Source organism: Saccharopolyspora sp. ASAGF58 (assembly GCF_012277335.1).
In the GTDB taxonomy this organism is placed as follows: Bacteria; Actinomycetota; Actinomycetes; order Mycobacteriales; family Pseudonocardiaceae; genus Saccharopolyspora; species Saccharopolyspora hattusasensis.
Genome location: NZ_CP040605.1, coordinates 1,297,414 through 1,323,672, shown reverse-complemented (window position 1 = coordinate 1,323,672; position 26,259 = coordinate 1,297,414). Strand labels below are relative to the sequence as shown.

Genomic DNA, 26,259 nt, shown 5'->3' with positions numbered 1-26,259 from the left:
GGCTCTCGGGGCGCAGATCGTGCTCGTCACTCCCCGGTCCACAGTGGGCCCGGTACCGGTAATCGTCTTGCGCCGCCTCATCGGTCCGCCCCGGCGGCGGGCGTGAGGAAGGGAACCTTCCTGTCACGGGTGGCAGGAAGGTTCCCTTGCTCGCAGTGGGTGCGCGGGCGTCAGGCGTTGGTGGTGACCGGGAGGCCTGCTGCTTTCCAGGCCCGGAAGCCGCCGGCGAGGTCGGTGGCCTTGGACAGGCCGAGGGTCTTCGCCTGGGCGGCGGCGAGGCTGGAGGCGTAGCCCTCGTTGCACACCAGGACGACCGGGCGGTCGGGGTGCAGACCGTCCAGGCGGTGGCCGCCGGCCGGGTCCAGGCGCCATTCCAGAACGATCCGCTCCACGGTCAGCGCACCCGGGATCTCGCCTTCGACGAGCCGGTCGGACTGCGGCCGGATGTCGATGATCAGGCCGCCTTCCTTCTGCAACGCGAGCGCTTCCTGCGGGGAGACCCGGGCCAGCTTCGCACGCGATTCGGACAGCAGATGCTCAATGCCGAACGGGCCGGCCGTGACGCTGTCCTGTCGTTGGGTCGGGATCGCGGTCATCCGAGCTCCTTCGGGTGTGGTGCGGGCGTTTGCGGAACGTGCGGCCGTTGCGGCGGGACCGGCGGCACGTCAGCCAGATCCGCGTAATAGCGGACCGGCAGCAGCGGTGGCGAATATGCGTGCACGCTCGCCGAGTTCACCGAGCTGACGTTGCGGACCTGGTGCGCGCGCCCGCTGCCGAAGCCGACGCTCGAGCCGACGTCGTGGTGCATGGTGCGGATCGGGCCCGCTGGATACCGGTAGTCCTCCCGAAGCGCGCCGAACAGCACGGAGAATGAGCCGGACGCGCCGCCGTGGTCGTGCGGTTGGGTGCCCTGGCCGGGCGCCCACGACAGCAGCCACAACTCGACGCCCGCGGTCAGGCCGAGCTTGGCCCACCAGCGCTGTTCGTCGTCGATGCGCACGACGTCGAGCAGCGGGCCGGTCAGTTCGGACGCGACCAGGCTGGTGAGGTCGCGCAGTTCGCGCGGCGTCCACAAAAGGTGGTCGGGGCGGATCAGGTCGTGCAGCAACGGCAGGTCGAGCCCGGGGTGCAGTTCCACCACGCCCGGCTCGGGAACCGGTTCTGTCGGGGTGTACGCGGACAGTTGGTCGGCGTTGGACGGGTGCTGTCGCACAGCGCTCATGCGTGTCTCCAAGTTCGTCTTGCGGTGAGCACGGCACGACGCGCACACCCTGCCGAGGCGGGGGCATGCATCAGTGGATGGATTCGTCGGACCGCGCGATGAGAGCCTGGAAAGGCGGAGCAGACCGCTTCAGCGACACGCGGAGGTTACGACCAGGAACAGGTCGATCACGCGATCGCGGGTGAGCAACGAATCGGACACGTCACCGATCGTGGCACGGGCCGGGCCGCAGTTCCAGCACGATCGCTATCGTCCCGGTATCTGGGCGCCCGCGGATCGTACCCGGCCGGGGCATTCCGGGCAGGTGGGCGCAGGGTGCTCCCGGCCGCAGCCGCCGTAGGTGCAGGCGGAACAATGGGGCCTCGGAGGGACCTGCCGGATACCTGCGGCGGTCCGGACGGAGATGAACCGCCTGCGCGTCGCCGCGGCGCTGCGGTCAGTCACGGCTGGGAGGTAGACGTGGACGACCTGGTCATCCGGATGGATGGCGTCGGTGTTCGGCGGGGCAAGACCACGCTGGTGGCCGATGTGAATTGGTCGGTGGAACTCGACGAGCGCTGGGTGGTGCTCGGCCCCAACGGGGCGGGCAAGACGACGTTGCTGAAGATGGCCAGCACCGAGATGCACCCGAGTGAGGGCAGCGTCGACGTGCTCGGCGAACGGCTCGGCAAGACCAACGTGTTCGAACTCCGGACCCGCATCGGCCTGTGCTCGGCGGCCCTGGGTGCCCGCATCCCCGGCGACGAACTGGTCCGCGATGTCGTGGTCAGCGCCGGATATTCGGTGCTCGGCCGGTGGCGCGAGGAATACGACGCGATGGACACCGACCGCGCCGCCGAACTGCTCGACATGCTCGGCGTGGCGCACCTGGCCGACCGCGAGTACGCGACGTTGTCCGAGGGGGAGCGCAAGCGCACCACCATCGCGCGGGCCCTGATGACCGATCCCGAGCTGCTGCTGCTGGACGAGCCGGCTGCTGGGCTGGACCTGGGCGGACGGGAGGACCTGGTGGCGCGGTTGTCCGCGCTGGCCATGGACCCGGACGCGCCCGCATCGGTGCTGGTCACCCACCACGTCGAGGAGATTCCTCCGGGCTTCACCCACGGCCTGCTGCTGCGTGAGGGGAACATCGTCGCGCAAGGCATGCTCGACGACGTGCTCACCGAGGACAACCTGTCCAAGACCTTCGACCAGGACCTGGAACTGCAGCGCAGCGGCGACCGGTTCTTCGCCCGGCGGCGCGGCTGAGATCCGCGACACAGCAGGTTCGGGGTGGTGCGCGATAGCCTGCCCGCGAGGTTGCGGTTCGACGAGGAGGTTGCTGCGTGGGCGAGTTCGTCAGGCTTGAGGTGGACGGCGCGATCGGGACGATCCGGCTGGATCGGCCGCCGATGAACGCGTTGAACCGGCAGATCGAGACGGAGTTGCGGGACGCCGCGATCGAGGCCGCCGAGCGCTCCGACGTTCGCGCCGTGATCGTCTACGGAGGCGAAAAGGTCTTCGCGGCGGGCGCGGACATCAAGGAGATGGCCGAGATGTCCTACGCCGACATGGCCCGCAAGGAGGAGCGCGGCCTGTCGGATGCGATGAGCCACGTCGCCGCCATCCCGAAACCGACCGTGGCCGCCCTGACCGGGTACGCCCTCGGCGGCGGTTTCGAGCTGGCGTTGAGCTGCGATCGGCGCATCGCGGGGGAGAACGTCAAGGTCGGCCAGCCTGAGATCCGACTGGGTGTGATCCCCGGCGCGGGCGGCACGCAGCGGCTCGCCCGCCTGATCGGGCCCAGCAAGGCGAAGGACATCGTCTACACCGGGCGTTTCGTCGACGCCCAGGAAGCGCTGTCGCTGGGCATGATCGACGAGGTCGTGGCGCCCGACGAGGTGTACGCGGCGGCGCGGCGCTGGGCCGAGCAGTTCACCGGCGGTGCGGCTCGCGCGCTGGCCGCGGCCAAGGCGGCGATCGACGGTGGGCTGGATGTCGGCCTGGACACTGGGCTGAAGCTGGAGACCCACCTTTTCGCAGGCACTTTCGCCACCGAAGACCAGAAGATCGGGATGCGCTCGTTCATCGAGAACGGCCCGGGCAAAGCCAAGTTCACCGGGAACTGAATCCGGACGGAACGGATCGTGACAGCTCGCCTCGCCAGCTCGTCCTGCGGCTTCGCTGCCGGAGCGTGGTTCCGGCAGCGGTGTTGAGGAGTTCTGGTGGGGTACAGCTTCGATTTGGAGGACGTCGTCTTCCTGCGCTCGGCGGCCGGTCGGGATGCCGTCGCCGAGCTCTCCGGGCTCGCGCTGACCAGTTCGACGCGGCTCAAGGACGTCGCCGCCGCCCGCAAGCTCGTCGGTGAGCGGTTCGCGGCCGCCGCGTTGGAGACGGCCGTGCTGCGGCGTCGTGCCGAGTCCAAATTGGATGATTGCGCGGATTGGCTGTTCACCGACGCGGCGTTGCAGCAGGCGACGGCCAGCATGGTGGCCAGGCATCGCGCACAGCGGTTGGCCGGGCGTGACGTGCACGACGTGACCTGTTCCATCGGCGCGGACCTGGTTGCGCTGACCGCCGTCGCGGCGCGCTGCGCCGGCTCCGACCTCGATCGTGTCCGGTTGTCGATGGCCCAGCACAACCTCGCGGTTTCCGGGCGGTCGGCGGTGCTCGTGGAGGCCGACGCGTTGCATCCGGCGACCCGGGGCACGACCGTGGTCGCGGACCCGGCGCGCCGGGACGACGCCGGTCGGCGGCGCTGGAACCCGGCGGACCTCGTCCCGCCGCTGGACGATCTGCTCGACGTGTACGCCCGACGCGATCTCGTGGTTAAGTGCGCACCGGGGTTGGACTTCGCGGCGGTCCCGGACACCGCCGAGGCAGAGGTGGTGTCCCTGGCCGGGCAGGTCCGGGAAGCCGCGCTGTGGTTCGGCGGGCTGGCCGACCCGGTGGTTCGGCGCCGGGCGACGGTGCTGCGGCCGGATGGCACTGGCTGGACGATCACCGACGCGGAGCCGGACGACTGCCCGGCCGTCGAAGTTCGGCAGTGGATCGTCGACCCGGACGGCGCCGTGGTGCGCGCCGGCCTCGTCAGGCACTACGCCGCGCGGCACGGGCTCGCCCAGCTCGACCCGCGCATCGCCTATCTGACAGGCGACGATCCGCCGCCGGGCGTCCGCGCCTTCCGGGTCTTCGATCACGGCCGGTACGGCGAGAAGTCGCTGCGCACGCTGCTGCGCAGCCACGACGTGGGTAGGCTGGAGATCCTCGTCCGCGGTCTCGACGTGGACCCGGATGCCCTGCGCCGCCGGCTCAAGCTGAACGGCACGCAGGAAGCGACCGCGGTGCTGACCCGGGTCGGTGACTCCGCAATGGCATACCTGTGCCACGCCGAGTGGGTCTGAGTGCCCTGGGTCACTCGATTTCCCCTTCCGGGTGTGCGCGCCGTGGCTGCGGCGAAAACCAGAGGCAGCCGACGCAACGCCTTCTCTATGCTTGGACGGAGTATGGGTACGTCGTCTGTTGAATCTCCGCTCGTCGATCTGCGAGAACGGTTGCCTGAGCTGATGCTGCACGACCAGCGTCGGCTGCGTCGTCGCATCGAGGGAGCCCGCAAGATCCGCGATCCGCAGGCACTGCAGGCCGTGACGGCCGAGATCGCCGGCGACGTCGAGGCCGCGGAGCGGCGGATCGAGCAGCGCCGGGGCAACGTGCCCAAGATCAGCTATCCCGAGGCGCTGCCGGTCAGCCAGCGCCGGGACGACCTGCTCGCGGCGATCCGCGACAACCAGGTCGTCATCGTCGCTGGCGAGACCGGCTCCGGAAAGACGACGCAGCTGCCGAAGATGTGCCTGGAGCTGGGCCGAGGCGTCCAGGGCATGATCGGCCACACTCAGCCCCGGCGGCTGGCCGCCCGCACCGTTGCCGAACGCGTCGCCGAGGAGCTCGACTCCGAGCTTGGCAGCGCCATCGGCTACCAGGTGCGCTTCACCGAGCGGGCCGGCGCGGACACCCTGGTCAAGCTGATGACCGACGGCATCCTGCTGGCCGAGATCCAGCACGACCGGCTGCTGCGGCGCTACGACACGCTGATCATCGACGAGGCGCACGAGCGCAGCCTGAACATCGACTTCATCCTGGGCTACCTCAAGCAGCTGCTGCCGCGCCGCCCCGACCTGAAGGTGATCATCACCTCGGCCACCATCGACCCGGAGCGCTTCTCGCGGCATTTCGACGACGCGCCGGTGATCGAGGTCTCCGGGCGCACCTACCCGGTCGAGTTGCGGTACCGCCCGCTGCTGGACGACTCGGACGAGACCGAGGACGTGGTGCGCGACCAGACGCAGGCCATCTGCGACGCGGTGGAGGAGCTCTGCGCCGAGGGGCCGGGCGACATCCTGGTCTTCCTCAGCGGTGAACGGGAGATCCGGGACGCCGCCGACGCCCTGAAGCAGCAGAACCTGCGCAACACCGAGGTCCTGCCGCTGTACGCGCGGCTGACGGCTGCCGAGCAGCACCGCGTGTTCCAGCCGCACAGCGGTCGGCGGATCGTGTTGTCCACCAACGTGGCCGAGACCTCGCTGACGGTGCCCGGCATCAAGTACGTCATCGACCCCGGCACCGCCCGCATCTCCCGGTACAGCTTCCGGACGAAGGTGCAGCGGCTGCCCATCGAACCGGTCTCGCAGGCGTCGGCGAACCAGCGGAAGGGCCGCTGCGGCCGGGTTTCCGAAGGTATCTGCATCCGGCTGTATTCCGAGGAGGACTTCGAGTCCCGCCCCGAGTTCACCGATCCGGAGATCCTGCGCACCCACCTGGCCTCGGTCATCCTGCAGATGACCTCGCTGGGGCTGGGCGAGATCGAATCGTTCCCGTTCCTGGAGCCGCCGGACCGTCGCCAGATCACCGACGGCGTCAACCTGCTCCACGAACTGGGCGCGCTGGACCGCTCGAAGACCGAGCTGCACAAGCGGCTGACCCCGATCGGCCGCAAGCTCGCCCAGCTCCCGATCGACCCGAGGCTTGCCCGGATGGTGCTCGAAGCGGACCGCAACGGCTGCGTGCGCGACGTGCTCGTCATCGCCGCCGCGCTGTCCATTCAGGACCCCCGCGAACGACCGGCGGAAAAGCAGCAGGCCGCCGACCAGAAGCACGCGCGGTTCGTCGACAAGGACGCCGAGTCCGATTTCCTCGCCTACCTCAGCATGTGGCGGTACCTGCGCACCCAGCAGAAGGAACTGTCGTCCAGCCAGTTCCGGAAGCTGTGCCGGACCGACTTCCTCAACTACCTGCGGGTCCGTGAGTGGCAGGACCTCTACGGCCAGCTGCGGCAGATGGTCAAGTCGATGGGCATGACCCTCGGCGACCAGCACGCCGACGCGGCGCGGATCCACCAGTCGGTGCTGGCCGGTCTGCTGTCGCACATCGGTCTCAAGGACGTCGAGAAGAAGACCGAGAAGAAGTCGGGGCCGCCCGGGCGTGGTTCGAACGAGTACCAGGGTGCGCGCAACGCCCGGTTCGCCGTGTTCCCCGGTTCGTCGCTGTTCAAGAAGCCGCCGCGCTGGGTGATGGCCGCGGAACTGGTGGAGACCTCCCGCCTCTGGGCGCGCATCGCCGCTCGCATCGAACCGGACTGGGTGGAACAACTCGCGCAGCACCTGGTCAAGCGCAGTTACAGCGAGCCGCACTGGGAGAAGGACCGCGCCGCGGTGATCGCCGCCGAACGGGTCACCCTCTACGGCGTGCCGCTCGTGGTCGGCCGCAAGGTCAACTACGGGCGCATCGACCCGGAGCTGAGCCGCGAGCTGTTCATCCGGCACGCGCTGGTGGAGGGCGACTGGGACACCCGGCACGCGTTCTTCCACGAGAACCGGGCGATGCTCGACGAGGTCGAGGACCTCGAAGAGCGAGCCAGGCGGCGCGACATTCTGGTGGACGACGAGACGCTGTTCGAGTTCTACGACCAGCGAATCGGCGTGGACGTGGTTTCCGGCAGGCACTTCGACGCGTGGTGGAAGGAGACCGCCAAGGAACAGCCGGACCTGCTCAACTTCGAGAAATCGATGTTGATCAACCAGGAATCGGCGGCGGTAAGCGACCAGGACTACCCGGACTTCTGGCCACAGGGCGGTCACCGGCTGCCGCTGTCCTACCAGTTCGAACCCGGCGCCGACGCCGACGGGGTGACCGTGCACATCCCGCTGGCCGTGCTCAACCAGATCGAACCGGACGGCTTCGACTGGCAGATCCCGGGCCTGCGCGAGGAACTCGTGACGGCGCTGCTGAAGTCGCTGCCGAAGACCCTGCGCCGGAACTTCGTCCCGGCCCCGGACTTCGCCAAGGCGGCGCTGTCCCGCATGACCTCGCCGGACGGCGCGCTGCTGGACGGCCTGCAGCGGCAGCTCCAGAGCATGACCGGGGTGGTGGTGCCGCGCTCCGAGTGGGACCTCGACCGGGTGCCCGACCACCTGACGATGACCTTCCGGGTCGTGGACGGCAAGGGGTGCAAGCTCGCCGAGTCCAAGGACCTGGAGTCGCTCAAGCAGCGCCTGAAACCCAAGCTGCGGGCGGAGATCTCCGCCGCTGCGGACGACGTCGAGCAAAGCGGGTTGCGTTCCTGGGACTTCGGCCGGTTGCCGCGCACCTTCGAGCAACAGCGGTCGGGGCATGCCGTGAAGGCGTACCCGGCGTTGGTGGACGAACGGGACAGCGTCGCGGTGCGGATGTTCGACACCGAAGAGGAGCAGCAGCACGCGCTGTGGGACGGCACCCGCCGGCTGTTGCTGCTGAACCTCCCGTCGCCGGTGAAGTCCATCCAGCGGGGGATGAGCAGCACCACCCGGCTGGTGCTGGGCAGCAGCCGGTACGGCGACCTCGCCGCCGTGCTTGACGACTGCGTGAGCTGCGCCGTCGACAAGCTGATGGCGGACAAAGGCGGGCCGGTGTGGGACGAGGCGGCGTTCGACTCCCTCCAGAACAACGTGCGGGCATGGCTGGGTGAGGTCACCGTCGAAGCGGTGTCCAAAGTGGAGCAAGTCTTGGCGGCGGCGCAGCGGGTGGAGGCGTTGTTGGCCGACCAGCCCGCAGGGCTGCACGCCGACGCGATCTCCGACATCCGCGCCCAGCTGGACGGGCTGCTGCACCCCGGCTTCGTGACCGGAACGGGCTTCGCGCGGCTGTCCGATCTGGCGCGCTACCTGCGGGCGATCGAGCAGCGGCTGGACAAGCTCCAATACCACCCGCAGCGCGACCGGGACTGGATGTTCCAAGTGGACGAGGTCCAGCAGCGCTATCGGGATCTGTTGGCCGGGGTGCCGCAAGGGAGTTCCCCGAGCGAGGCGTTGCGGAGCATCGGATGGCTCATCGAGGAGCTGCGGGTGAGCCTGTTCGCGCAGACGCTCGGCACGTCGCAGCCGGTGTCGGTGAAGCGCATCCACCGCGCGATGGACAAGTTGGAGCGCTGATCCGGCGCTCGTCGCCACAGTCGACGAGCCGGACAAGCACTTGAGCACGGTCGAAACATGCATGACTGATCCCCTCCGGGTTCGGGTTGGTATGTCGGGCGAACACGGCGGCGGATGGCCGTGTTCGGTGCTTCCGAAGCGCTATTTGCTCCGAGCCGCATGCTTGGAGGACTGGCGCGCTTCGAACCGCCCAACATCGAGTATTCACGCTCGAACAACCGTTCGCATCACTCGACGGGGTGGAACCTGCTGGGAAAGCGCGGGAATCGGCGCCTCGAGTAGGTCATCGACCCGAAAACCCGTTGGGGGTGGGGAAAAGCTCCGTACTCGCCGTCGTCCGGCGAACGCAGCGCAGTGCGGCTTTGCCGCTCAGGTGGCGGGGGAGATCGTCACGCCCAGGGCGCCGGGCCCGGCGTGCGCGCCAAGGACCGCGCTCGTTTCCTCAAGGGTGATGCGGCGGACCTGGGGAAGTTGGGAGCGCAGGTCGTCGAGCACGCGCTGGGCGCGATCGGCGAACTGGAAGTGCTCGACACCGATGTCGACCGGACCGCTGCCGGATCGCTGGACCGCGTTCGCGACCGCCTTCTTGAGCGCCCGGTCCGGTCCGAAGGCCTTCGCCAGCTGGTCGATGATGCCTTCCTTGAGGACCAGCACCGGCTTGATCGACAGCGCCTGGCCGAGCCAGGCCTGGGCGCGCCCGATCCGGCCGCCGCGGTGCAAGTACTCCAGGGTGTCCACGTAGAGCAGCTGGGTGGTGGTGCGCAGACGCCGGTCCAGCACGCTCATCACGCCCTGCGGGGTCGCGCCGGCGACGGCGGCCTCGGCCGCGGCCATCACCGGGAAGCCCAGGCCAAGGCCGACCAGCCGGGAGTCGACCACGTAGACGGGGATGCCGATCTCGGTGGCCGCGGCGCGGGCGGACTCGCAGGTGCGGGACAGGCCCTCCGAGATGTGGATGGAGATGATCGCCTCGGCGCCGGAGGCGGCGGCGTCCGTGTAGTTCCAGTAGAAGGCCGGTGGTGGCGGTTCGCCGGTCTCCACCGGGATGCCGTCGCGCATCGCCTGGGCCAGCGTCGGGTGCGGCACCCGGCGCTCGTCGTTCTGCTCGTCGCCGATCTTGAGCTCCAGTTGGACGACGGAGATGCCCAGCTGCTCGGCGACGTCGTGCGGGATGGAAGCCGTCGAGTCGGTCACGATGGCGACGCGTTGCCTCATGCGGGCCAGGCTACTAATTGGTAGGAACTCGGTACATCTACCCCGGCAGAAAATGTCGTCACGGCGACCGGAAGAATTCGACGCCTGCGGGGGTGAGTAACGTCACGTGTGGGGCCTGGTTGCACCGGTGCTACCGGCTAGTAACATTCCGGGTGGTTGGCGTCACTGTGCTTTTCGCACAATGACGTGGCAAGGTCAACCTACCCGGACTGCGCAGCGCCGGGTCCGCAAGCAAAGCCGCTGGAGGACCAGCGAGCGTCGTCTGTCCGCAGGAGGTCGAAGAGGGCCCATGAACATCGTTGTCCTGGTCAAGCAGGTGCCCGACACGTATTCCGAGCGGAAGTTGTCTGCTGCGGATCACACCCTGGACCGTGAGTCGGCCGATGCGGTGTTGGATGAGATCAACGAGCGCGCGGTGGAGGAAGCGCTGTTGATCAAGGAGGCTCAGGGTGGCGAGGTGACCGTCGTGTGCATGGGTCCGGAGCGTGCCACGGATGCGATCCGCAAGGCGCTGTCGATGGGTGCGGACAAGGCGGTGCATCTCTCGGATGAGGCGCTGCATGGTACGGATGCGCCGTCGACCGCTCGCGCGCTGGCGAAGGTGATCGGGACCCTCGAGGGTGTTGATCTGGTGATCGCCGGTAACGAGGCCACGGATGGCCGCACCGGTGCGGTGCCGGCGATGGTGGCCGAGGTGCTGGGCTGGCCGCAGCTGACGTTCGCCCGCAAGGTCGCCACCGACGGTTCGAGTGTGAAGATCGAGCGGGAGACCGATGCGGGGATCCTGAATGTCGAGGCGGGGTTGCCGGCGGTGGTGTCGGTGACGGAGAAGATCAACGAGCCGCGGTACCCGTCGTTCAAGGGCATCATGGCCGCGAAGAAGAAGCCGGTCAGTGTGTTGTCGCTGGTGGATGCCGGGATCGACGCGGGCGAGGTGGGGCTGGCAGGTGCCGGTTCGCAGGTGGTGGAGTCGGCGCCGAAGCCGCCGAAGTCCGGTGGTGTGAAGGTCACCGACGAGGGCGAGGGTGGCGTGGCCGTCGCCGAGTTCCTGGCCGGCGAGAAGTTGCTTTGAGAGTCGTTCACGGTTTTTCGAGGAGGCATTGATTCATGGCTGAGGTTCTGGTCCTCGTCGATCACGTGGACGGCGAGGTCAAGAAGGTCACGTACGAGCTGCTGACGGCGGCGCGTCGGTTGGGTGAGCCGTCCGCGGTCGTGGTGGGCGGGCCGGGCACCACCGGCAAGCTCGCCGAGAGCCTCGCGGCTTACGGTGCGGCGAAGGTGTATGCGGCGGAGTCCGCGGAGGCCTCGGAGTTCCTGGTGACCCCGCAGGTGGGCGTGCTGGCCAGCCTGGTTGGCAGCGCCGGCCCGGCGGCGGTGCTGGTATCGGCGTCGATCGATGGCAAGGAGATCGCCGGTCGGCTGGCGATTCGCATCGGTTCGGGTTTGCTGTCGGAGGTCGTGGGCCTCGACGCCGACGGTGTGGGGGCGCACTCGCTGTTCGGTGGCGCCTACGACGCCAAGGCGAAGGTCACCAAGGGCACGCCGGTCGTCACGGTGCTGCCGGGTGCGATCGAGCCCGAGCAGGCCGCGGGCGCGGCTGTGGTCGTGTCGGTGGAGGTTCCGGCCGCTACGGGTGCGAGGATCACGGGTCGGCAGCCTGCTGAGGCCGGGGACCGCCCGGAGCTCACCGAGGCCTCGATCGTGGTCTCCGGTGGCCGTGGTGTCGGTTCGGCGGAGTCGTTCGAGGTTGTGGAGAAGCTGGCCGATAGTTTGGGTGCCGCGGTGGGTGCCTCGCGTGCGGCGGTGGACTCCGGCTACTACCCGCACCAGTTCCAGGTCGGGCAGACCGGTAAGACCGTGTCCCCGCAGCTGTACATCGCGCTGGGCATTTCCGGTGCGATCCAGCACCGGGCCGGTATGCAGACCGCCAAGACGATCGTCGCGGTGAACAAGGATCCCGAGGCCCCGATCTTCGAGATCGCCGACTTCGGCGTCGTGGGTGACTTGTTCAAGGTCGCCCCGCAGCTCACCGAGGAAATCACCAAGCGCAAGGGCTGAGCCCCGAGCTGATCTGACGCAGAAGGCGGGCCGCACCCGGGTGCGGCCCGCCTTCTGTGCGTCAACCCGCGCGAGCTTCGTCCCGGCCCTGGCAGGCGAGCCGGTCGGCGCGCTCGTTCTCCGGGTGGCCGTTGTGCCCCTTCACCCATTGCCACTGCACGTCGCCGTGACGCGCGCATTCCGAGTCCAGGCGCTGCCACAGGTCGGCGTTCTTGACCGGCTGCTTCGCGGACGTCAGCCAGCCGTTGCGCTTCCAACCGTGCATCCACTGCGTGATGCCCTTGAGCACGTACGTGCTGTCCGTGTAGATGCGCACGGTCGGCATCGGCCGCGTCAGCGCGGCCAAGCCCTCGATGACCGCCATGAGCTCCATCTTGTTGTTCGTCGTCGCGGCGTTCTTGCCGTAGAGCTCACGCTCGTGGTCGCCGTAGCGCAGCACGACGCCCCAGCCGCCGGGGCCGGGGTTCCCGCTGCATGCGCCGTCGGTGTAGAGGTCGACGCGGTCGGTCGTTCGCTGCATACCCCGGAATCTAACCGGCGGCGGATCGGGGGGCCGCCGCGGCGGTGACAGGAAGGTTCCCTTGCTCGCAGCCGCGGGGAGTCGGGCGCCGTTTGGTGAGTGGCAGGAAGGTTCCCTTGCTCGCGCTGGGCGCGGTTCGGTGACAGGAAGGTTCCCTTGCTTCGGGGTGAGGGGCGGGGTGACAGGAAGGTTCCCTTGCTCGCGGGACGTTGAAAATCGGGTGCGGGTGTCGGTGAGGGGTGGCATGCTCGGCCGACGTGCGAATCCTCTTCACCGCTGCGCCCGGTTATGGGCTTATGTTGCCGATCGTCCCGTTGATCTGGGCGGCTCGGGCTGCCGGGCACGAAGTTCTGGTCGCCACCACCGCCGAGATGACCGATGTCGGCGCACGCGCCGGGTTGCCCGTCGTCGACGTGTTCCCGGAGCACGACGTGTGGGACGTGCTGCTGCGCGGGATCAATGCGAGGGAGAAGTCGCCGGAGCTCGAGCGGCTCGGCGTGGCCAAGGGGATGTCCGAGGCGTACGAGAAGGCCACGCAGGCGGGCAGCCCGTTCGGGTTGTTCACGCTGACGATGACCGAAGGCACCATCGACGCCGGGCGGGCGTTCGGCGCGGATCTCGTCGTCCACACCACCGACCACGCGGCCGGGCGGCTGGCCGCGGTGGCGCTCGGGGTGCCGGTGCTGGAGGTGGGCAACCGCGTCTCCTGGTCGTCGCGGGACGGGGATTTCCGAGACGGGCGCAATTTCTACGAGAACGACGAGATCACCCTCGCGCTGCGCGACAAGCTGGGCATTCCCGATGGTTGGCCGCGGGTGATCGCGCGGATCGATCCACGGGCGCCCAGCATGGGCGGGCTGGTAGGCGACGAGCCGGACAAGGAGGACGGCGTCCCCTGGTGGTCGATGCGGTTCGTGCCGTTCAACGGTGGCGCGGTGGTTCCGGAGTGGGCTCTGCGGCGGCCGGAACGGCCGCGCGTCGGCGTCACGCTCGGGACCGTGGTGCCGATCATGTCCGGCATCAGCAGCCTGTCCGTGGTGATCGAGGCGCTCGGTGCGCTGGACGTGGAGGTGGTCCTGGCGACCGGCCAGACCGATCTCGCCGAGCTCGGGACGCTCCCGGCCAACGTGCGCTCCGTCGGCTTCCTCCCGCTGTCGACGTTCCTGCCGACCGCTTCGCTGATGGTGCACCACGGTGGTTCAGGCACCACCGCCGCGCCGCTGCACTACGGGGTTCCTCAGCTGGTCCTGCCCGCTTTCGCGGACAATCCGATGTCGGCGCAGCGGGTGGTGGACCGGGGTGTCGGGCTGTCCCACGATCCGGCCACTGTGGACGTCGCCACGGTGCGGTCGATGGCCGAGCGGCTGCTCACCGAGCCCGGGTTCCGCGCGGCGGCGCGCGAGGTGAGCGGGGAGATGGCCACCCAGCCCAGCCCGTCGTCGATCATCGAGCGCGCGACCGCGCTCGTCGGCCAGTAGGTTCCGCAGCTGGCCTCCCAAGAGGCTGGGACGAAATCGACCCGGGTCGCGCGGCAAGAGCCCGCGGCCAGGGGTGCTGTGCTGTTCGGGTGGGTTCCAGGCGACCGTTCGGGGCAATGATCTGGTGCCGCACCTGGGATTCACCGAAAGTTCCTGCTCCGTGTCATCGGCTGGTGTGTTGGGCGTTCGCCGCGCGGCGATACACCTGCGGCATGTCCGAGACGCAGCTGCTGGCCAGTGCCGCACCGAGTGCGGCGGCCGACGCCCACTACTCGCTGCTGGTCGCCAGAGACTCCGACGAAGTGCACGCCGCGCAACGCCTGCGCTACCAGGTGTTCGCCGAGGAGATGGGGGCCACGGTCACCGGTCGCGAATTCGGGGTCGACCGGGATTCCTTCGACGACTACTGCGACCATCTGATCGTCCGCGACGACCGCTCCGGCGCGGTGGTCGGGACCTACCGGATGCTGCCGCCGGATCGGGCGAAGGCAGCCGGAATGCTCTATTCAGAAACCGAGTTCGACCTTTCGGCGCTCGACCCGCTGCGCCCCTCGCTGGTGGAGACCGGGCGGTCGTGCGTGCACCCGGACCACCGCAACGGCGCCGTCGTCAGTCTGGTGTGGACCGGGATCGCGCGCTACATGCTGCTGCACGGTCACACCATGCTCGCGGGTTGTGCTTCGGTGCCGCTGGACGACGGAGGCGATCAGGCGGCGCACGTGTGGAACACGGTGTCGGCGAAGCACTACGCGCCGGAGGAACACCGCGTGCGCCCGTACCGGCCTTGGGAGTCGTTCGAGGTCACCGGACGTGCGCCGATGCCGCCGCTGCTCAAGGGGTACCTGCGGCTTGGTGCTCAGGTGTGCGGGCCTCCGGCGCACGATCCGGACTTCGGCGTGGCCGACTACTTCGTGCTCCTGGACCTCAAGCGCGCCGATCAGCGGTACCTGCGCTTCTTCCTGGGCGACGCGGCATGAACCAGTGGACGCCCACGTCGCAGTGCGGGCCGGATTGCCTTCCGCCGCGCGACAAGCAGGCGGAGGTGGGGCTGCCCCGGGTGGTGCTGCGGCTGGGCGGCACCGTCGGATTGTTACTGGTCGGGTGCGTCCTCACGCTGGCGCTGCCGGTGCTGCCGGCGGCTTCGCGGGATCGGGCGTTGCGGACGTGGTTCCGGATGCTGTTGTGCGTTCTGGGAGTTGGCCTCGCGTTCGGGGAGCGGATTCCGCCGGGCGGCGCGCTGGTGGTCAGCAACCACGTTTCGTGGCTGGACGTCGTAGCGCTCCAGGCGCTTCACCCAATGCGGATGCTGGCCAAGGTCGAGGTCCGGTCCTGGCCGCTGCTGGGGCCGCTCGCCGGGCGGGCCGGCACCGTTTACATCGATCGCGACCGGCTGTCGGCGCTGCCCGGCGCGGTGCGGACGATCGCCGACGAGTTGCGCGCCGGGGCCGTGATCGGTGCCTTCCCGGAGGGGACGACCTGGTGCGGGCGGGCTTCCGGGCGGTTCCGGCCCGCCGTCTTCCAGGCCGCGGTGGATGCGGGTGTGCGGATGCAGCCGGTTGCGCTGGTCTTCCGGACAGAGGTCGGCGAGCCGACCACTGCGGCGGCGTTCCTGGGCGATGCCACGCTGGTCGATTCGGTCCTCGCGGTGGCGCGGATGCGGGGCCTGGTCGTGGAATTGGTGGTGTTGCCCGAGCTGGTCGGCACCGACCGCCGGGAGTTGGCCGAGCAGGCCCAGTCTGCGATCGTTGCGGCCACCGGTGCTTCGCCGGGCCACCAGGCTTCGCCGGAGCACCGCAGCGCACACGACCTCGCCGCATGACACCCGTGGTGCTTTCGGGTGCTTTAGAGGCTGTTTTGGAGGTGACTGTTGTCGCAGGTCAGATGTCGTGAGTGCGAAAGCCGGTTCTTACCGGCTTCGCCACTCACGACTGGCGGGTTGGGCACCGCGCTGGCCACGATCGTCGCCGCCGCTGTGCACAGCAGCCTGTGCTGCTCGTCGCCCATGCGGTGCAAGGGCTGCGGTGGCGGGGTGCTCATCGTCGCGCTCTACGTGATGATCGGTCGGGTCTTTCCGGAGGAGCACCGGCCTGCGGCGTTCGCCGCGATGTCGTCGGCGTGGGCGGTCGCCGCGCTGACCACCGGGGCCGCGCCGACCAGGGGCGTCGTGCCGCTGGATCTGGCGCTGCTGGCCGGTGCCGTGCTGGCCGGTTTGCTGCTCGTCCGCTCGGGCCGTGCGCAAACGTCCTGACCTGCGCCTTCCGCCGGACCGAGGGGTGGCCGCCGGGGCGGCTGCATTACCCTGGACAGCGCGATGACTTACCTCGACCACGCTGCCACGACACCGATGCGGCCAGGGGCGGTCGCAGCGATGAGCGAGGCGTTGACCAGGATCGGCAACGCCTCGTCCCTGCACACCTCGGGTCGCCGGGCACGCCGCGCCGTGGAGGAGTCGCGGGAGGACGTCGCCGATGCGCTGGGGGCCCGGCCGTCGGAGGTGCTGTTCACCGCGGGCGGGACCGAGAGCGACAACTTGGCGGTCAAGGGGATCTTCTGGGCGCGTCGGGCCGCGGATCCCACCCGGCGCCGCGTCCTCGCCTCGACCGTCGAGCACCACGCGGTGCTGGACGCCGTCGAGTGGCTGGCCGAGCACGAGGGTGCCGAGGTGACTTGGCTGGCAGCCGACTCGAACGGCCGGGTGCGCCCGGAGGTGTTCGAGGCGGCTCTCGCGGAGAACCCGGACGACGTGGCGTTGGCCACCGTCATGTGGGCCAACAACGAGGTCGGCACCGTCAACGCGATCTCGGAGCTGTCCGCGATCGCCGACCGCTGCGGGGTGCCGCTGCACACTGATGCCGTGCAGGCCGTCGAGACATTGCCGGTGGACTTCGCGGCCTCCGGGGTCGCGGCACTGACCATGACCGGCCACAAGGTCGGCGGCCCGTACGGGGTCGGTGTGCTGCTGCTGTCGCGGGACGTCAAGTGCACCCCGGTGCTGCACGGCGGCGGCCAGGAGCGCGAGGTGCGGTCCGGGACCCTCGACACCCCTGGAGTGCTGGGGTTGGCGTCGGCCGTGCGCGAGGCGGTCGGCGCGCGCGAATCGCAGGCGCCGCAGTTGACCAAGCTGCGCGACGAGCTGATCGCCGGCGTGCGCGCCGTGGTGCCGGACGTGGTGCTCAACGGCGATCCAGGGCACGACGTCGTGGGCGGTGGACCGTCCCGGTTGCCCGGCAACGCGCACTTCACGTTCCCCGGCTGCGAGGGCGACAGCCTGTTGATGTTGTTGGATGCCAAGGGGATCGAGTGCTCCACCGGCTCCGCCTGCACCGCGGGGGTCTCGGAGCCCAGCCACGTGCTGCTGGCGATGGGGGCGGACCCGAAGGCCGCGCGCGGGTCGCTGCGCTTCTCGCTGGGGCACACTTCGACCGCAGCCGATGTACAGGCACTCACCGAGGCGATCGGGCCGGTGGTGCAACGAGCGCGTAGCGCCGGCCTGCCCGGGTTGCGCCGATCTTCGGCGGGGTCGACGACCGCCGCCACGGAGGTGTGAGGCGTGCGAGTACTGGCAGCCATGAGCGGCGGGGTCGATTCCGCCGTCGCCGCCGCGCGAGCGGTCGCGGCGGGCCACGACGTGGTCGGCGTGCACCTGGCGCTGTCGGCGAAGCCCGGCACGCTGCGCACCGGCGCCCGCGGGTGCTGCACCATCGAGGACTCCCGGGACGCCCGCCGCGCCGCGGACCTGCTGGGCATCCCGTTCTACGTGTGGGACTTCGCGGAGCGGTTCACCGAGGCGGTCATCGAAACCTTCGTCGGCGAGTACGCCGCGGGCCGCACCCCGAACCCGTGCCTGACCTGCAACGAGAAGATCAAGTTCGAGGCGCTGCTGGAGAAGGCCATGGCGCTGGGCTTCGACGCGGTCTGCACCGGGCACTACGCCCGACTGTCCATCGTGGACGGTGTGCCGGAGTTGCGGCGCAGCCGGGACGACGGCAAGGACCAGTCCTACGTGCTGGCCTCGCTGACCGCGGAGCAGCTGCGGCACTCGATGTTCCCGCTCGGCGACTCGCTGAAGTCCGAGGTGCGCGTCGAGGCCGCCGAGCGCGACCTGGCGGTGGCCAAGAAGCCGGACAGCCACGACATCTGCTTCATCCCGGACGGCGACACCAAGAAGTTCCTGGAGACCAAGCTCGGGCAGACGCCGGGCAAGCTGGTGGACGCCGAAACCGGCGCGGTGCTCGGCGAGCACACCGGCGTGCACGGGTTCACCGTGGGCCAGCGCAAGGGGCTCGGCATCGACGCCCCGGCCTCGGACGGCCGGCCGCGCTACGTGCTTTCGCTGGAGCCGGTGTCCGGGACCGTCCAGGTGGGTTCCGCGGATCGGCTGTCGGTCAGCGAGATCGACGCGAAGCGGCCCATCTGGCCGTCCGAGCGGCCGTTGGACGGCCCGACGGAATGCGTGATCCAGGTCCGGGCCCACGGCGGCACGGCCGAGGCGGTCGCCGAGGCCGACGAGGACGGCATCCGAGTCCAGCTCCGCCAGCCGCTGCGCGGTGTCGCTCCGGGGCAGGCGATCGTCCTCTACCACCAGGACGCCGCGGGAGACCTCGTCCTCGGCAGCGGCCTCATCTCCGCCACCCGCTAGCGGTCGCAGTCCTGATCAAGAGCGCTCGACGAGCTCGGCCAGGTGCTGCGGGTGGGCTGGTTCGCCGTGGATGCTGATCGTTCGCCGCTGGTGCGCCACCGGCCACGAATCGAGCTGGACGGTGCACCACCGGGCGATGGCCGCCCGGCCCGCAGTCCTTCGGTAGATGCTCGCGTTAACGCGCCGCTTCACGGTCACGACCCCGGTGCGTAGTCGCGGAGGCTGATCGCGTTGGCGGCGTGCTGGATCTCCTTGGGCAGGCCGCTGGTCCGGGGCAGGTAGCGCATCAGGCGGAACGCCTGGTTGCGAAGCCACAGGCCGGTGGCGGTCTTCGGGATCAGCGTTTTCGCGCCGTCCGTCGCGATCTTCTGGTTCAGCGTCACGTAGTTCCGCATTTCCGCCTCGTAGCGGCGGAACGCGGTGCGGTGATCCCCGTCGGCGGCGAGCAGTTCGCCGGCCAGCACGTAGGCGCCGACCAGCGCGAGGCTGGAGCCCTGGCCGGACAGCGGGGACGGGCAGTAGCCCGCGTCGCCGACCAGCACCACGCGTCCGCGCGTCCAGTCGTCGAGTCGGATCTGGGCGATCGAGTCGAAGTAGAAGTCCGGTGCGCGGCGTGCGGCGTCGAGCAGGCGGGGGGCGATCCAGCCCTCGTCGGCGAAAGCCTTGTCCAGCAAGGCGATCTGGGTCTGCGGGTCGCGGGGGTCGAAGCGCAGTTCCGGTGATTTGAAGCCGAGGATCGCCTTCGCCCCGGTGTCGGTTCGCGCCTGGTACAAGCCCGCCACCTTGCCGGGTGTGTTGCGGATCGTGGTCCAGCGGTCCAGGTCGAGGAAGTTGTCGGTGCTGAAGATCGAGACGTGGTAGCCGAGGTAGCGGCGGAAACCGGGCTCCGGGCCGAACGCCAGCCGCCGGACGTTGGAGTGCAGCCCGTCGGCGCCGACCACGAGGTCGAATTCGCGCGGCGCGTGGTGCTCGAAGGTCACGCGAACGCCGTCGGCGCCCTGGTCGATGGCGGTTATGGAGTCGCCGAAGAGGTACTCGGTTCCGCTGGTGCGCTCGTGCAGAATCCGGGTGAGCGTGCCGCGCATGATCTCGATGTCGCGTTCGCCGCCGAGCAGTTCGTCCATGCGGACTTCGGCCACCGACCGGCCCGCCGCACCGAGGACGGTCATGCCCCTCATGCCGGTGCGCGCATCCTGCAGTTCGGCCAGGATGCCCATCCGCTCGGCCACCTCGACCGACGCGCCACGCACGTCGACGGCGTAGCCGCCGTCGCGCATCGCGGGTGCGCGATCCACCACGGTCGGGTTGAAACCGTGCTTGCGCAGCCAGAACGCCAGGGCCGGCCCGGCGATGCTGGCACCGGAGATCAGGATGTTCTTCGTCATGGGGCTAAGCTAGCCCGCTACTTACCGGTCGGCAAGTAACTTACCGGTCGGCAAGCAGTAGGATCCGCCGGGAGGAGGACGCCGATGCCGAGGACACGGGTCGACACCAGGGCGGAGATCCGCGCGGTCGCCGCGGAGCTGTTCGCCCGCCAGGGGTTCGAGAAAACGAGCCTGCGGGAGGTCGCCGAGCGGCTCGGTATCACCAAAGCCGCGCTGTACTACCACTTCCCGTCCAAGGCGGACCTGATGCGCGGCATCGTGCAGCCTTTCGTCGACGAGATCGAGGACCTGCTGGCGGACCGCGAGGCGGCCGCGGAGGTCGATCCGCGCCAGTTCCTGGCCGACTACTTCGACGTGGTCCTGCGGTACCGGCAGGTCTTCGAGCTGGTCCTGCGGGACGTCTCGGCGTTGGCGCAGCTCGATCTGATGCAGCAGATGCTCGCCTGGCGCGACCGCGTCTACGCATTGCTGGTCGGCCCCGACGCATCACCTGCGCAGATCGCTCGGGCGACCGTCGCGATCGGCGGGTTGCAGGACTGCGCGACAACCGAAGGGCCGCCCGAGGAATTCCGCGACGCCGCCCTGGAAGCGGCGATTGCCGCGTTGAGCAAGTGACAGCACCTCTGCGCGTCGACAGAATGTGCGCATGACTTCACTGCATGTCGCGGAAAGGGGCGACGGAGCGCGCGCGATCCTCGTGCACGGTTCGGGCACTTGGGCGGCGCACGAGGTTTTCGGGTTCGGTGCCCAACTCCCGCTGGCCGGCGAATTCCGGCTCGTTCTCCCGGATCGGCGGGGCTACGGAGGCAGCCCGGACGTCGAACGCAGCGACTACGAGCAGGACGCCGACGACATCGCCGAGTTGCTCGACGGCGGAGCGCACCTGGTGGGGCACTCTTCCGGCGGCGTGGTCGCGATGCTGGCCGCCTCGCGGAACCCGGAGTCGGTTCTTTCCCTGACGCTCATCGAACCGGCTTGCTTTCAGCTCGCCGCGGATGCGCCGTTGGTCGCTGAGGCGTTGGAGCGCAACCAGGACGCGATCGCGTCGGTGCCGCCCGAACTGTCCGACGAGGACCTGGTTCGGCTCAACTTCGAGTCCGTGGGCTTCGAAGCGCCGCCGGTGACGCCGGAGCTCGTGCGGGCGACGCGTACCGCGCTGCGCGAGATACCGGCTTGGGGAGCACAGATCCCGGTCGAACCCCTCGCTGCGGCGGCCTGGCCGATGAGGGTGGTCACTGGGACCTGGGACGACGCGCCGCGGGCGTACCGCGAGCACGGAGGCGAGCCGATCATGGAGTGCGCGCGTGTGACAGCGCGGCGCATCAACGCCGATCACCTGGAGGTGCCGGGCGCGTCGCACTGGCCGCACAGCCAGCGGCCCGATGTCGTCAACGACGCACTGCGCGAGTTGTGGCGCCGCTGACGGCCTAGTGCGCAGCGGGGTTCGCGGGTAGTGTCTCCCGGCGTCCGGGATTTCCGCAATTTCAATGGAAATCAGAGCTCTGATTTCCATTGAAATTGCGGCACCGTGCACCACACCAGCACCGTGAACTGGGGAGGTCCTGTGCTCGATTTTCGGGCCAGCACGGTCGCAGGCGTGTTGCGGCGCAGCGCCGCGCGAGTCCGGGACCGCGAGGCTCTGCGGTTCGTCGACAGTGCTGGGCAGGAATGGGTTTGGACCTATGCCGAACTCGATGCTGCGGTTACCCGCGCCGCCGGGGTGCTGCTGGCCGCCGGGGCGAACCAGGGCGACCGGATCGCGGCTTACGGCAAGAACTCCGACGCCTACGTGATCGGATTCCTCGCCTGCGCGCGGGCAGGCCTGGTGCACGTGCCGATCAACTACAACCTGACCTCCGGCGAGCTGGGCTACCTGCTGGAGCAGTCGGGGAGCAGCATCGCGCTGGTGGATCCTGCCTTGGCCGACAAGCTCGCCGCAGTCCGTCCCGGCACCGCGGTCGAGCGCGTGATCCCGCTGCGCGACAGCGCGGATTCGCTGCTGGCGCAGTGCATCGACGGCCCGTTGCCGAAGTTGGACGTCGCCGTCGCCGACGATGCGCTGGTCCAGCTGCTCTACACCTCGGGCACGACCTCGCAGCCCAAGGGCGCGATGATGACGCATCGCGCGCTGCTGCACGAGTACGTGTCCTGCGTGGTCGCGCTGGATTTCCGCGAAGACGATCTGCCGCTGCACGTGATGCCGCTGTACCACTCGGCGCAGATGCACGTGTTCCTCCTGCCGCAGCTGATGATCGGCTCCACCAACGTGCTGATGGAAGTGCCGGAGCCGGGCGACATCCTGCGGCGGATCGAGGAGGAGCGGATCAGCGCGTTCTTCGCCGCGCCAACGGTTTGGGTGGCGCTGGCCAACCACTCCGACTTCGCCACCCGCGACCTGAAGACGCTGCGCAAGGCCTACTACGGCGCCTCGATCATGCCCGGGCCGGTGTTGCAGCGGTTGCGCGATCAGCTGCCGGAACTGGGGTTCTACAACTGCTTCGGGCAGTCCGAGATCGCTCCACTTGCGACGGTGCTGCGCCCGGAGGAGCACGACGAGCGGCCGGATTCCGCCGGGCGGCCCGTGCTGTTCGTGGAGGCGAAGGTCGTCGACGAGCAGGGCGAGGAGGCCGCGCCGGGGGAGTTGGGCGAGATCGTCTACCGGTCGCCGCAGCTGTGCACCGGGTACTGGGACAAGCCCGCGGAGACCGCCGAGGCGTTCCGCGGCGGCTGGTTCCACTCCGGCGACCTGGTGCGACGTGACTCGGAGGGCTACTGCTTCGTCGTCGACCGGATCAAGGACGTGATCAACACCGGTGGCGTGCTGGTCGCATCCCGCGAGGTGGAGGACGCGCTGTACACGCACCCGGCGGTGGCCGAAGTGGCGGTGATCGCGGTGTCCGATCCGAAGTGGATCGAGCGCATCGCGGCGGTGGTGGTCGCCAAGGCCGAGGTGACGGAGGCGGAACTGCTGGAGCACGCGCGCGGCAGCCTGGCCGGCTTCAAGGTGCCGAAGGAGATCCGCTTCGTCGACGACCTGCCGCGCAACAGCTCGGGCAAGCTCCTCAAACGCGTCCTGCGCGACGAGCTCACCGACTGATCGCAGCTTCGTTTTGGCTGGTCAAGGACCGTGAGTGGTTCTGGGCGCGATAGCACCCGAAAACGCTCACGGGCGCTGAGCCGCGTTGGCTGTGCCCCGTCGGGCGGCGCGCGGCGGGCTGTCGATAATGGCGGGGTGAGTGACGCACCTTGGGGCCCTGGGATCGCCACAGCCATCGGATCGATGCCCGGGGACGATCCGGTCGAGGCGGCGCGCACTGTCGTCGGCGAACTGCCCGACTTGACGCCCTTCCCGGAGCTGCCGGGGCGCGGCGTCGGTGCCGATATCCTCGGCCGCACCGCCGGGCTGCTGGTCGACCTCGCCGTCGAAGTGGTGCCGTCGGGCTACCGGGTAGCCTCCCGCCCCGGCCGGGACCACCAGCGCGCCATCGACCTGATGCGCTGGGACCTGGACGCCGTGGAGCAAGCGGCCGCCGAAGCGGGTGCTCCGCGGGCGGTGAAGGTGCAGGCGGCGGGCCCGTGGACGCTGTCGGCCGGGATCGAGCTGCACCGCGGACACCGGGTGCTGACCGACCAGGGCGCGCTGCACGACTTCACGGAGTCGCTGACCGAAGGCCTGATCGCGCACTCCGAACAGGTCGCCGCTCGCACCGGCGCCAGGGTCGTCGTCCAGCTCGACGAGCCGTCGTTGCCCGCAGTGCTGGCGGGGTCGCTGCCTACGCCCTCCGGTTACGGCAAGGTGTCCGCGGTCCCGGAACCGGACGCGCAACGCGTGCTGGCCGAGATGATCGAGAAGCTCGCGGCCGCAACGGGTTCGCCGGTCGTGGTGCACTGCTGCGCGGTCCGCCCGCCGGTCGCGATGCTGCGCCGGGCCGGCGCCGGGGCTATCGCGCTGGACGCCACCAGGCTCGGTGACGTGTCCGGTTCGTTCGCCGACGAACTGGGGGAGGCCTGGGAAGAGGGCACCACGTTGTTCCTCGGACTGGTCCCGAGCACGGAGCTGAGGGGCGAAGCCCGCCTCCGCCGAATCGCCCGACCCGCGTTCGACCTGGCCTCCCGCCTCGGCTTCGCCCGCCGGGCGCTGGCCGAGCGCAGCGTGCCGACCCCGACCTGCGGCCTCGCGGGAGCGACACCGGCCTGGACGCGCCGCGCGATCAGCCTCACCCGCGACCTCGCCAACCTCTTCGCCGACGAAGCCGAGCAGTAGCGAACCGCCCACCGCAGCCTGATCGATCGGCTGCCGTGAGGAAGATCGGGATTCCGAGCTGCGGAAGGCTCGCGAGCTTTGTTCGTCCACTTTGGACTTGCGTTTCGATCCGCGGGCAGCTGGCTGCTGGTTGGGTTTGCTTTCTTGTCGGTGCGTGTTTTCGGAATCCGCAGTGTGGAAGTCGTTGCGCTGGTAGGAAGAACTCGTGGGCGGTCATTGCATCAGCGAGCTCGAGCGGGCCGAGTGGATTCGGCGGAGCACCATCCAGGAGGCTGCGTGCCTGACTTTCGTGCGGGGCGACGGCGTCGGTGAGGTGGCTGCGGACTTCGGTGCCGTCGCCGGGTTCGGTCGGCCGCTGGACATCGACGACTTCTGCGAGGAAGCTTTCGCCCACCAGGAGAAATACCCCATGATCGCGCTTCGGCAGGTCGGGGGCTGGGTGCTCGTGGTCGAGGACAGCGGTCTGCAGGGGCAGCGGCCGGAAGTGCTGCGCCAGGCCGCGCGGCAGGCCGCCGTCTCGGTGTTCTGGGACGCGAGCGCGCTCACCCGCTTCTCGCATGCGGTGCTCGGCGATGTCCGGACCTCGTTCGAGGCGGTGCTGCCTGAGTACCGGGAGGGCAGCCGGCCGGACGAGCTGGAAGTCGTCCGCGCCGGATTGCCCTGGTCACAGGCCGATCCGGTGGCGCTGATGCTGGCCTTGGCCGGGCGGCTGACCGGGCTGTCGCCGACCCCGGACTGGCTCGTCGGCGACTTCCAGACCTTCCCGGTCGCGCCGTGGCCCGACGACCTGGTCGGGGAGCCGAATCCGCTGGACGAAATCGCCGGCTACCCGCCCGAACTGGTCGCGGCGCTGCGCCTGGCCGCCGAGCCCGATCGGCGACGGGCCGTCGCCGTGGCCGCGCGGCACGTGGTCGCCACTGTCGGCTGTGTCGACCACCCCGTCGTGCGGCGGACCCTGTCATCCCTGATCAGAGGGGGTTGGATCGACCGCGGTGCGCTCGGCGCGGTGGTCCGGGAATGGTCCTGGCAGAGCACCTGGAGCCGCCCGTGCAGCAAGATCCGCAACCAGCTGCGCGCGGTTGAGGCGTTGCGGCAGGCAACTCACGAGGATGCGCTGACCGCGCTGGCCGGGGTGCTGGTCGGGGCGCGGCAGGTGCGCGGGGTGGAGGCGGGTGAGCTCGCGCGCATCGTCGCCGCCGAACTCGCGGACCGGTGAGTCCGCGGGATCGGCCCCGAAGACAGCACGGTACCCGGCACAATGGTGGGCATGTTCAGGTTCCTCCGCCGTCGCAACGCCGAAGCCCCGGACAACGCCGAGACCGCTGAGCCGGTCGATGTCCACGCCGAGGCGGCCGATCGCGCCACGCGGTTCTGGCAGCGGTGGGACGACCTGCTGCCGGAGATCGCCTCCGCGCTCGGCGACAGCGTGCCGCAGCGGATCGAGAGCCTGGTGGCCGAAGCCCTCGCCGAGGTGCACCCGAACCTGACCTTCGCCATCGAGCACGGCGAGAAGGCGGTGTACGCGCTGGTCATCAGCGCCCAGGCCGACCCCGGACTGCGCCCCTACACGGACGCCTGGATGGCCGCCGCCCCGGCCGCCGACACGCTTTGGGAGTACCACGACTCCGTACCGCCGGTGCCGGACCCGACCGACGTCACCGTGAACCTGCGGGGCGAGAAGTACCCGCTGGCCGACGTGCGGGTCGTAGCCCAGGTCGACGAGGCCGAGGGGGTGGTCGACGTCGCCGTCTACCACCCCGGCTTCAGCGGGCTGGCGGAGAACGCGCGCCGGGCGCTGACGTTCCTGCCGCTGGACGCGACCCTCGGCGAGCGGCTGGCGGCCGACCGGCTGGGCCGGGTGGAGACCGCGGAACTGGAACCCGAAGGCGCGATCGGCCTGCTGGAGCTCCGCGAACTGGTCCGCGAACTCGACCGCACCGCATTGGCGCCGACCGAGTCGTGAGTGGCGAAGCCGGGTTCTTGCCGGATTGACCGCTCACGACGAGTCGTGCGTGCTGTTGTCGGGGACGCTCGCT

At 69.6% G+C, this 26,259-nt stretch carries 24 protein-coding genes; 18 read left to right on the top strand and 6 right to left on the bottom strand.

What is annotated here, in order from left to right:
* Window positions 1-170: 170 nt before the first annotated feature.
* Both FDZ84_RS05970 and FDZ84_RS05965 read right to left on the bottom strand, forming a co-directional pair.
* The gene (locus tag FDZ84_RS05970) at window positions 171-596 is read right to left on the bottom strand and encodes a rhodanese-like domain-containing protein (protein WP_168585075.1); all 426 of its coding nucleotides are present in this window, start codon (window positions 594-596) and stop codon (window positions 171-173) included.
* The gene (locus FDZ84_RS05965; protein WP_168585074.1) at window positions 593-1,222 is read right to left on the bottom strand and encodes a cysteine dioxygenase family protein; all 630 of its coding nucleotides are present in this window, start codon (window positions 1,220-1,222) and stop codon (window positions 593-595) included. Before FDZ84_RS05965 ends, FDZ84_RS05970 begins: the two co-directional genes overlap by 4 nt.
* 480 nt (window positions 1,223-1,702) lie before the next feature.
* On the opposite strand from FDZ84_RS05965, the gene FDZ84_RS05960 reads away from it, so the two are divergent.
* From FDZ84_RS05960 to hrpA, 4 genes are all read left to right on the top strand, one after another.
* On the top strand, window positions 1,703-2,470 hold the full coding sequence (locus tag FDZ84_RS05960; RefSeq protein WP_210435649.1) for an ABC transporter ATP-binding protein: 768 nt from the start codon (window positions 1,703-1,705) through the stop codon (window positions 2,468-2,470).
* A 77-nt stretch (window positions 2,471-2,547) separates the two neighbouring features.
* Complete coding sequence (locus FDZ84_RS05955) at window positions 2,548-3,330, top strand: enoyl-CoA hydratase/isomerase family protein (RefSeq protein WP_168585072.1); 783 nt, start codon at window positions 2,548-2,550, stop codon at window positions 3,328-3,330.
* 96 nt (window positions 3,331-3,426) lie between these two features.
* Window positions 3,427-4,605 carry a class I SAM-dependent methyltransferase gene (locus tag FDZ84_RS05950; RefSeq protein ID WP_168585071.1) on the top strand — a complete coding sequence of 393 codons (1,179 nt, stop codon included), beginning with the start codon at window positions 3,427-3,429 and terminating at the stop codon, window positions 4,603-4,605.
* A gap of 102 nt (window positions 4,606-4,707) precedes the next feature.
* Complete coding sequence (gene hrpA, locus FDZ84_RS05945) at window positions 4,708-8,664, top strand: ATP-dependent RNA helicase HrpA (protein WP_168585070.1); 3,957 nt, start codon at window positions 4,708-4,710, stop codon at window positions 8,662-8,664.
* A 369-nt stretch (window positions 8,665-9,033) separates the two neighbouring features.
* On the opposite strand, the gene FDZ84_RS05940 is transcribed toward hrpA, so the two are convergent.
* A complete protein-coding gene (locus FDZ84_RS05940; RefSeq protein WP_168585069.1) occupies window positions 9,034-9,879 on the bottom strand; it encodes a DegV family protein in 846 nt (281 codons plus the stop codon).
* A 289-nt stretch (window positions 9,880-10,168) separates the two neighbouring features.
* Between FDZ84_RS05940 and FDZ84_RS05935 the strand changes: the two genes are divergently transcribed.
* Complete coding sequence (locus tag FDZ84_RS05935) at window positions 10,169-10,951, top strand: electron transfer flavoprotein subunit beta/FixA family protein (protein ID WP_168585068.1); 783 nt, start codon at window positions 10,169-10,171, stop codon at window positions 10,949-10,951.
* Window positions 10,952-10,986: 35 nt separating this feature from the next.
* On the top strand, window positions 10,987-11,937 hold the full coding sequence (locus FDZ84_RS05930; protein ID WP_168585067.1) for an electron transfer flavoprotein subunit alpha/FixB family protein: 951 nt from the start codon (window positions 10,987-10,989) through the stop codon (window positions 11,935-11,937).
* 61 nt (window positions 11,938-11,998) lie between these two features.
* Here the strand turns inward: FDZ84_RS05930 and rnhA are convergent, their stop codons facing one another.
* Complete coding sequence (rnhA, locus tag FDZ84_RS05925; RefSeq protein WP_168585066.1) at window positions 11,999-12,457, bottom strand: ribonuclease HI; 459 nt, start codon at window positions 12,455-12,457, stop codon at window positions 11,999-12,001.
* 296 nt (window positions 12,458-12,753) lie between these two features.
* Between rnhA and FDZ84_RS05920 the strand changes: the two genes are divergently transcribed.
* The 6 genes from FDZ84_RS05920 to mnmA all read left to right on the top strand — a co-directional run bounded on the left by FDZ84_RS05920 (window position 12,754) and on the right by mnmA (window position 18,574).
* Window positions 12,754-13,935, top strand: coding sequence for a glycosyltransferase (locus tag FDZ84_RS05920; protein ID WP_246868831.1), 1,182 nt, complete (start codon window positions 12,754-12,756; stop codon window positions 13,933-13,935).
* 212 nt (window positions 13,936-14,147) lie between these two features.
* Window positions 14,148-14,912 carry a GNAT family N-acetyltransferase gene (locus FDZ84_RS05915; RefSeq protein WP_168585064.1) on the top strand — a complete coding sequence of 255 codons (765 nt, stop codon included), beginning with the start codon at window positions 14,148-14,150 and terminating at the stop codon, window positions 14,910-14,912.
* Window positions 14,909-15,754: a 1-acyl-sn-glycerol-3-phosphate acyltransferase gene (locus FDZ84_RS05910; protein ID WP_168585063.1), complete on the top strand. Its 846-nt coding sequence runs from the start codon at window positions 14,909-14,911 to the stop codon at window positions 15,752-15,754. Before FDZ84_RS05915 ends, FDZ84_RS05910 begins: the two co-directional genes overlap by 4 nt.
* 117 nt (window positions 15,755-15,871) lie before the next feature.
* Window positions 15,872-16,183 (top strand): hypothetical protein, encoded by a 312-nt coding sequence (locus FDZ84_RS05905; protein ID WP_168585062.1) that lies wholly within the window; start codon window positions 15,872-15,874, stop codon window positions 16,181-16,183.
* Window positions 16,184-16,246: 63 nt separating this feature from the next.
* Window positions 16,247-17,482, top strand: coding sequence for a cysteine desulfurase family protein (locus FDZ84_RS05900; protein ID WP_168585061.1), 1,236 nt, complete (start codon window positions 16,247-16,249; stop codon window positions 17,480-17,482).
* 3 nt (window positions 17,483-17,485) lie between these two features.
* A complete protein-coding gene (gene mnmA / locus FDZ84_RS05895) occupies window positions 17,486-18,574 on the top strand; it encodes a tRNA 2-thiouridine(34) synthase MnmA (protein ID WP_168585060.1) in 1,089 nt (362 codons plus the stop codon).
* A gap of 15 nt (window positions 18,575-18,589) precedes the next feature.
* Here the strand turns inward: mnmA and FDZ84_RS05890 are convergent, their stop codons facing one another.
* Together FDZ84_RS05890 and FDZ84_RS05885 are read right to left on the bottom strand one after the other, a co-directional pair.
* Window positions 18,590-18,766 carry a hypothetical protein gene (locus FDZ84_RS05890; protein WP_168585059.1) on the bottom strand — a complete coding sequence of 59 codons (177 nt, stop codon included), beginning with the start codon at window positions 18,764-18,766 and terminating at the stop codon, window positions 18,590-18,592.
* A gap of 2 nt (window positions 18,767-18,768) precedes the next feature.
* Entirely contained in the window at window positions 18,769-19,959 is a 1,191-nt protein-coding gene (locus FDZ84_RS05885) for an FAD-dependent monooxygenase (protein ID WP_168585058.1), read from the bottom strand.
* A gap of 84 nt (window positions 19,960-20,043) precedes the next feature.
* Here FDZ84_RS05885 and FDZ84_RS05880 point away from each other — a divergent pair, with 84 nt between their 5' ends.
* From FDZ84_RS05880 to FDZ84_RS05855, 6 genes are all read left to right on the top strand, one after another.
* Window positions 20,044-20,574 (top strand): TetR/AcrR family transcriptional regulator, encoded by a 531-nt coding sequence (locus FDZ84_RS05880; protein ID WP_168585057.1) that lies wholly within the window; start codon window positions 20,044-20,046, stop codon window positions 20,572-20,574.
* 31 nt (window positions 20,575-20,605) lie between these two features.
* Complete coding sequence (locus tag FDZ84_RS05875; RefSeq protein WP_168585056.1) at window positions 20,606-21,382, top strand: alpha/beta fold hydrolase; 777 nt, start codon at window positions 20,606-20,608, stop codon at window positions 21,380-21,382.
* Window positions 21,383-21,523: 141 nt separating this feature from the next.
* Entirely contained in the window at window positions 21,524-23,056 is a 1,533-nt protein-coding gene (locus FDZ84_RS05870; RefSeq protein ID WP_168585055.1) for a fatty acyl-CoA synthetase, read from the top strand.
* Between the two features lie 135 nt (window positions 23,057-23,191).
* Window positions 23,192-24,223, top strand: coding sequence for a methionine synthase (locus tag FDZ84_RS05865; protein WP_168585054.1), 1,032 nt, complete (start codon window positions 23,192-23,194; stop codon window positions 24,221-24,223).
* Between the two features lie 205 nt (window positions 24,224-24,428).
* Entirely contained in the window at window positions 24,429-25,439 is a 1,011-nt protein-coding gene (locus FDZ84_RS05860; protein ID WP_168585053.1) for a DUF6461 domain-containing protein, read from the top strand.
* Window positions 25,440-25,490: 51 nt separating this feature from the next.
* Window positions 25,491-26,186 (top strand): hypothetical protein, encoded by a 696-nt coding sequence (locus FDZ84_RS05855; protein ID WP_168585052.1) that lies wholly within the window; start codon window positions 25,491-25,493, stop codon window positions 26,184-26,186.
* Window positions 26,187-26,259 lie beyond the last annotated feature (73 nt).

What these genes read in the sequence shown, in the direction of transcription:
- FDZ84_RS05970 (WP_168585075.1), bottom strand. Translation starts at nt 596, where the DNA reads ATGACCGCGATCCCGACCCAACGACAGGACAGCGTCACGGCCGGCCCG.
- FDZ84_RS05965 (WP_168585074.1), bottom strand. Translation starts at nt 1,222, where the DNA reads ATGAGCGCTGTGCGACAGCACCCGTCCAACGCCGACCAACTGTCCGCG.
- FDZ84_RS05960 (WP_210435649.1), top strand. Translation starts at nt 1,703, where the DNA reads ATGGATGGCGTCGGTGTTCGGCGGGGCAAGACCACGCTGGTGGCCGAT.
- hrpA (WP_168585070.1), top strand. Translation starts at nt 4,708, where the DNA reads ATGGGTACGTCGTCTGTTGAATCTCCGCTCGTCGATCTGCGAGAACGG.
- FDZ84_RS05940 (WP_168585069.1), bottom strand. Translation starts at nt 9,879, where the DNA reads ATGAGGCAACGCGTCGCCATCGTGACCGACTCGACGGCTTCCATCCCG.
- FDZ84_RS05935 (WP_168585068.1), top strand. Translation starts at nt 10,169, where the DNA reads ATGAACATCGTTGTCCTGGTCAAGCAGGTGCCCGACACGTATTCCGAG.
- FDZ84_RS05930 (WP_168585067.1), top strand. Translation starts at nt 10,987, where the DNA reads ATGGCTGAGGTTCTGGTCCTCGTCGATCACGTGGACGGCGAGGTCAAG.
- rnhA (WP_168585066.1), bottom strand. Translation starts at nt 12,457, where the DNA reads ATGCAGCGAACGACCGACCGCGTCGACCTCTACACCGACGGCGCATGC.
- FDZ84_RS05920 (WP_246868831.1), top strand. Translation starts at nt 12,754, where the DNA reads ATGTTGCCGATCGTCCCGTTGATCTGGGCGGCTCGGGCTGCCGGGCAC.
- FDZ84_RS05915 (WP_168585064.1), top strand. Translation starts at nt 14,148, where the DNA reads ATGTCCGAGACGCAGCTGCTGGCCAGTGCCGCACCGAGTGCGGCGGCC.
- FDZ84_RS05910 (WP_168585063.1), top strand. Translation starts at nt 14,909, where the DNA reads ATGAACCAGTGGACGCCCACGTCGCAGTGCGGGCCGGATTGCCTTCCG.
- FDZ84_RS05900 (WP_168585061.1), top strand. Translation starts at nt 16,247, where the DNA reads ATGACTTACCTCGACCACGCTGCCACGACACCGATGCGGCCAGGGGCG.
- FDZ84_RS05885 (WP_168585058.1), bottom strand. Translation starts at nt 19,959, where the DNA reads ATGACGAAGAACATCCTGATCTCCGGTGCCAGCATCGCCGGGCCGGCC.
- FDZ84_RS05880 (WP_168585057.1), top strand. Translation starts at nt 20,044, where the DNA reads ATGCCGAGGACACGGGTCGACACCAGGGCGGAGATCCGCGCGGTCGCC.
- FDZ84_RS05875 (WP_168585056.1), top strand. Translation starts at nt 20,606, where the DNA reads ATGACTTCACTGCATGTCGCGGAAAGGGGCGACGGAGCGCGCGCGATC.
- FDZ84_RS05855 (WP_168585052.1), top strand. Translation starts at nt 25,491, where the DNA reads ATGTTCAGGTTCCTCCGCCGTCGCAACGCCGAAGCCCCGGACAACGCC.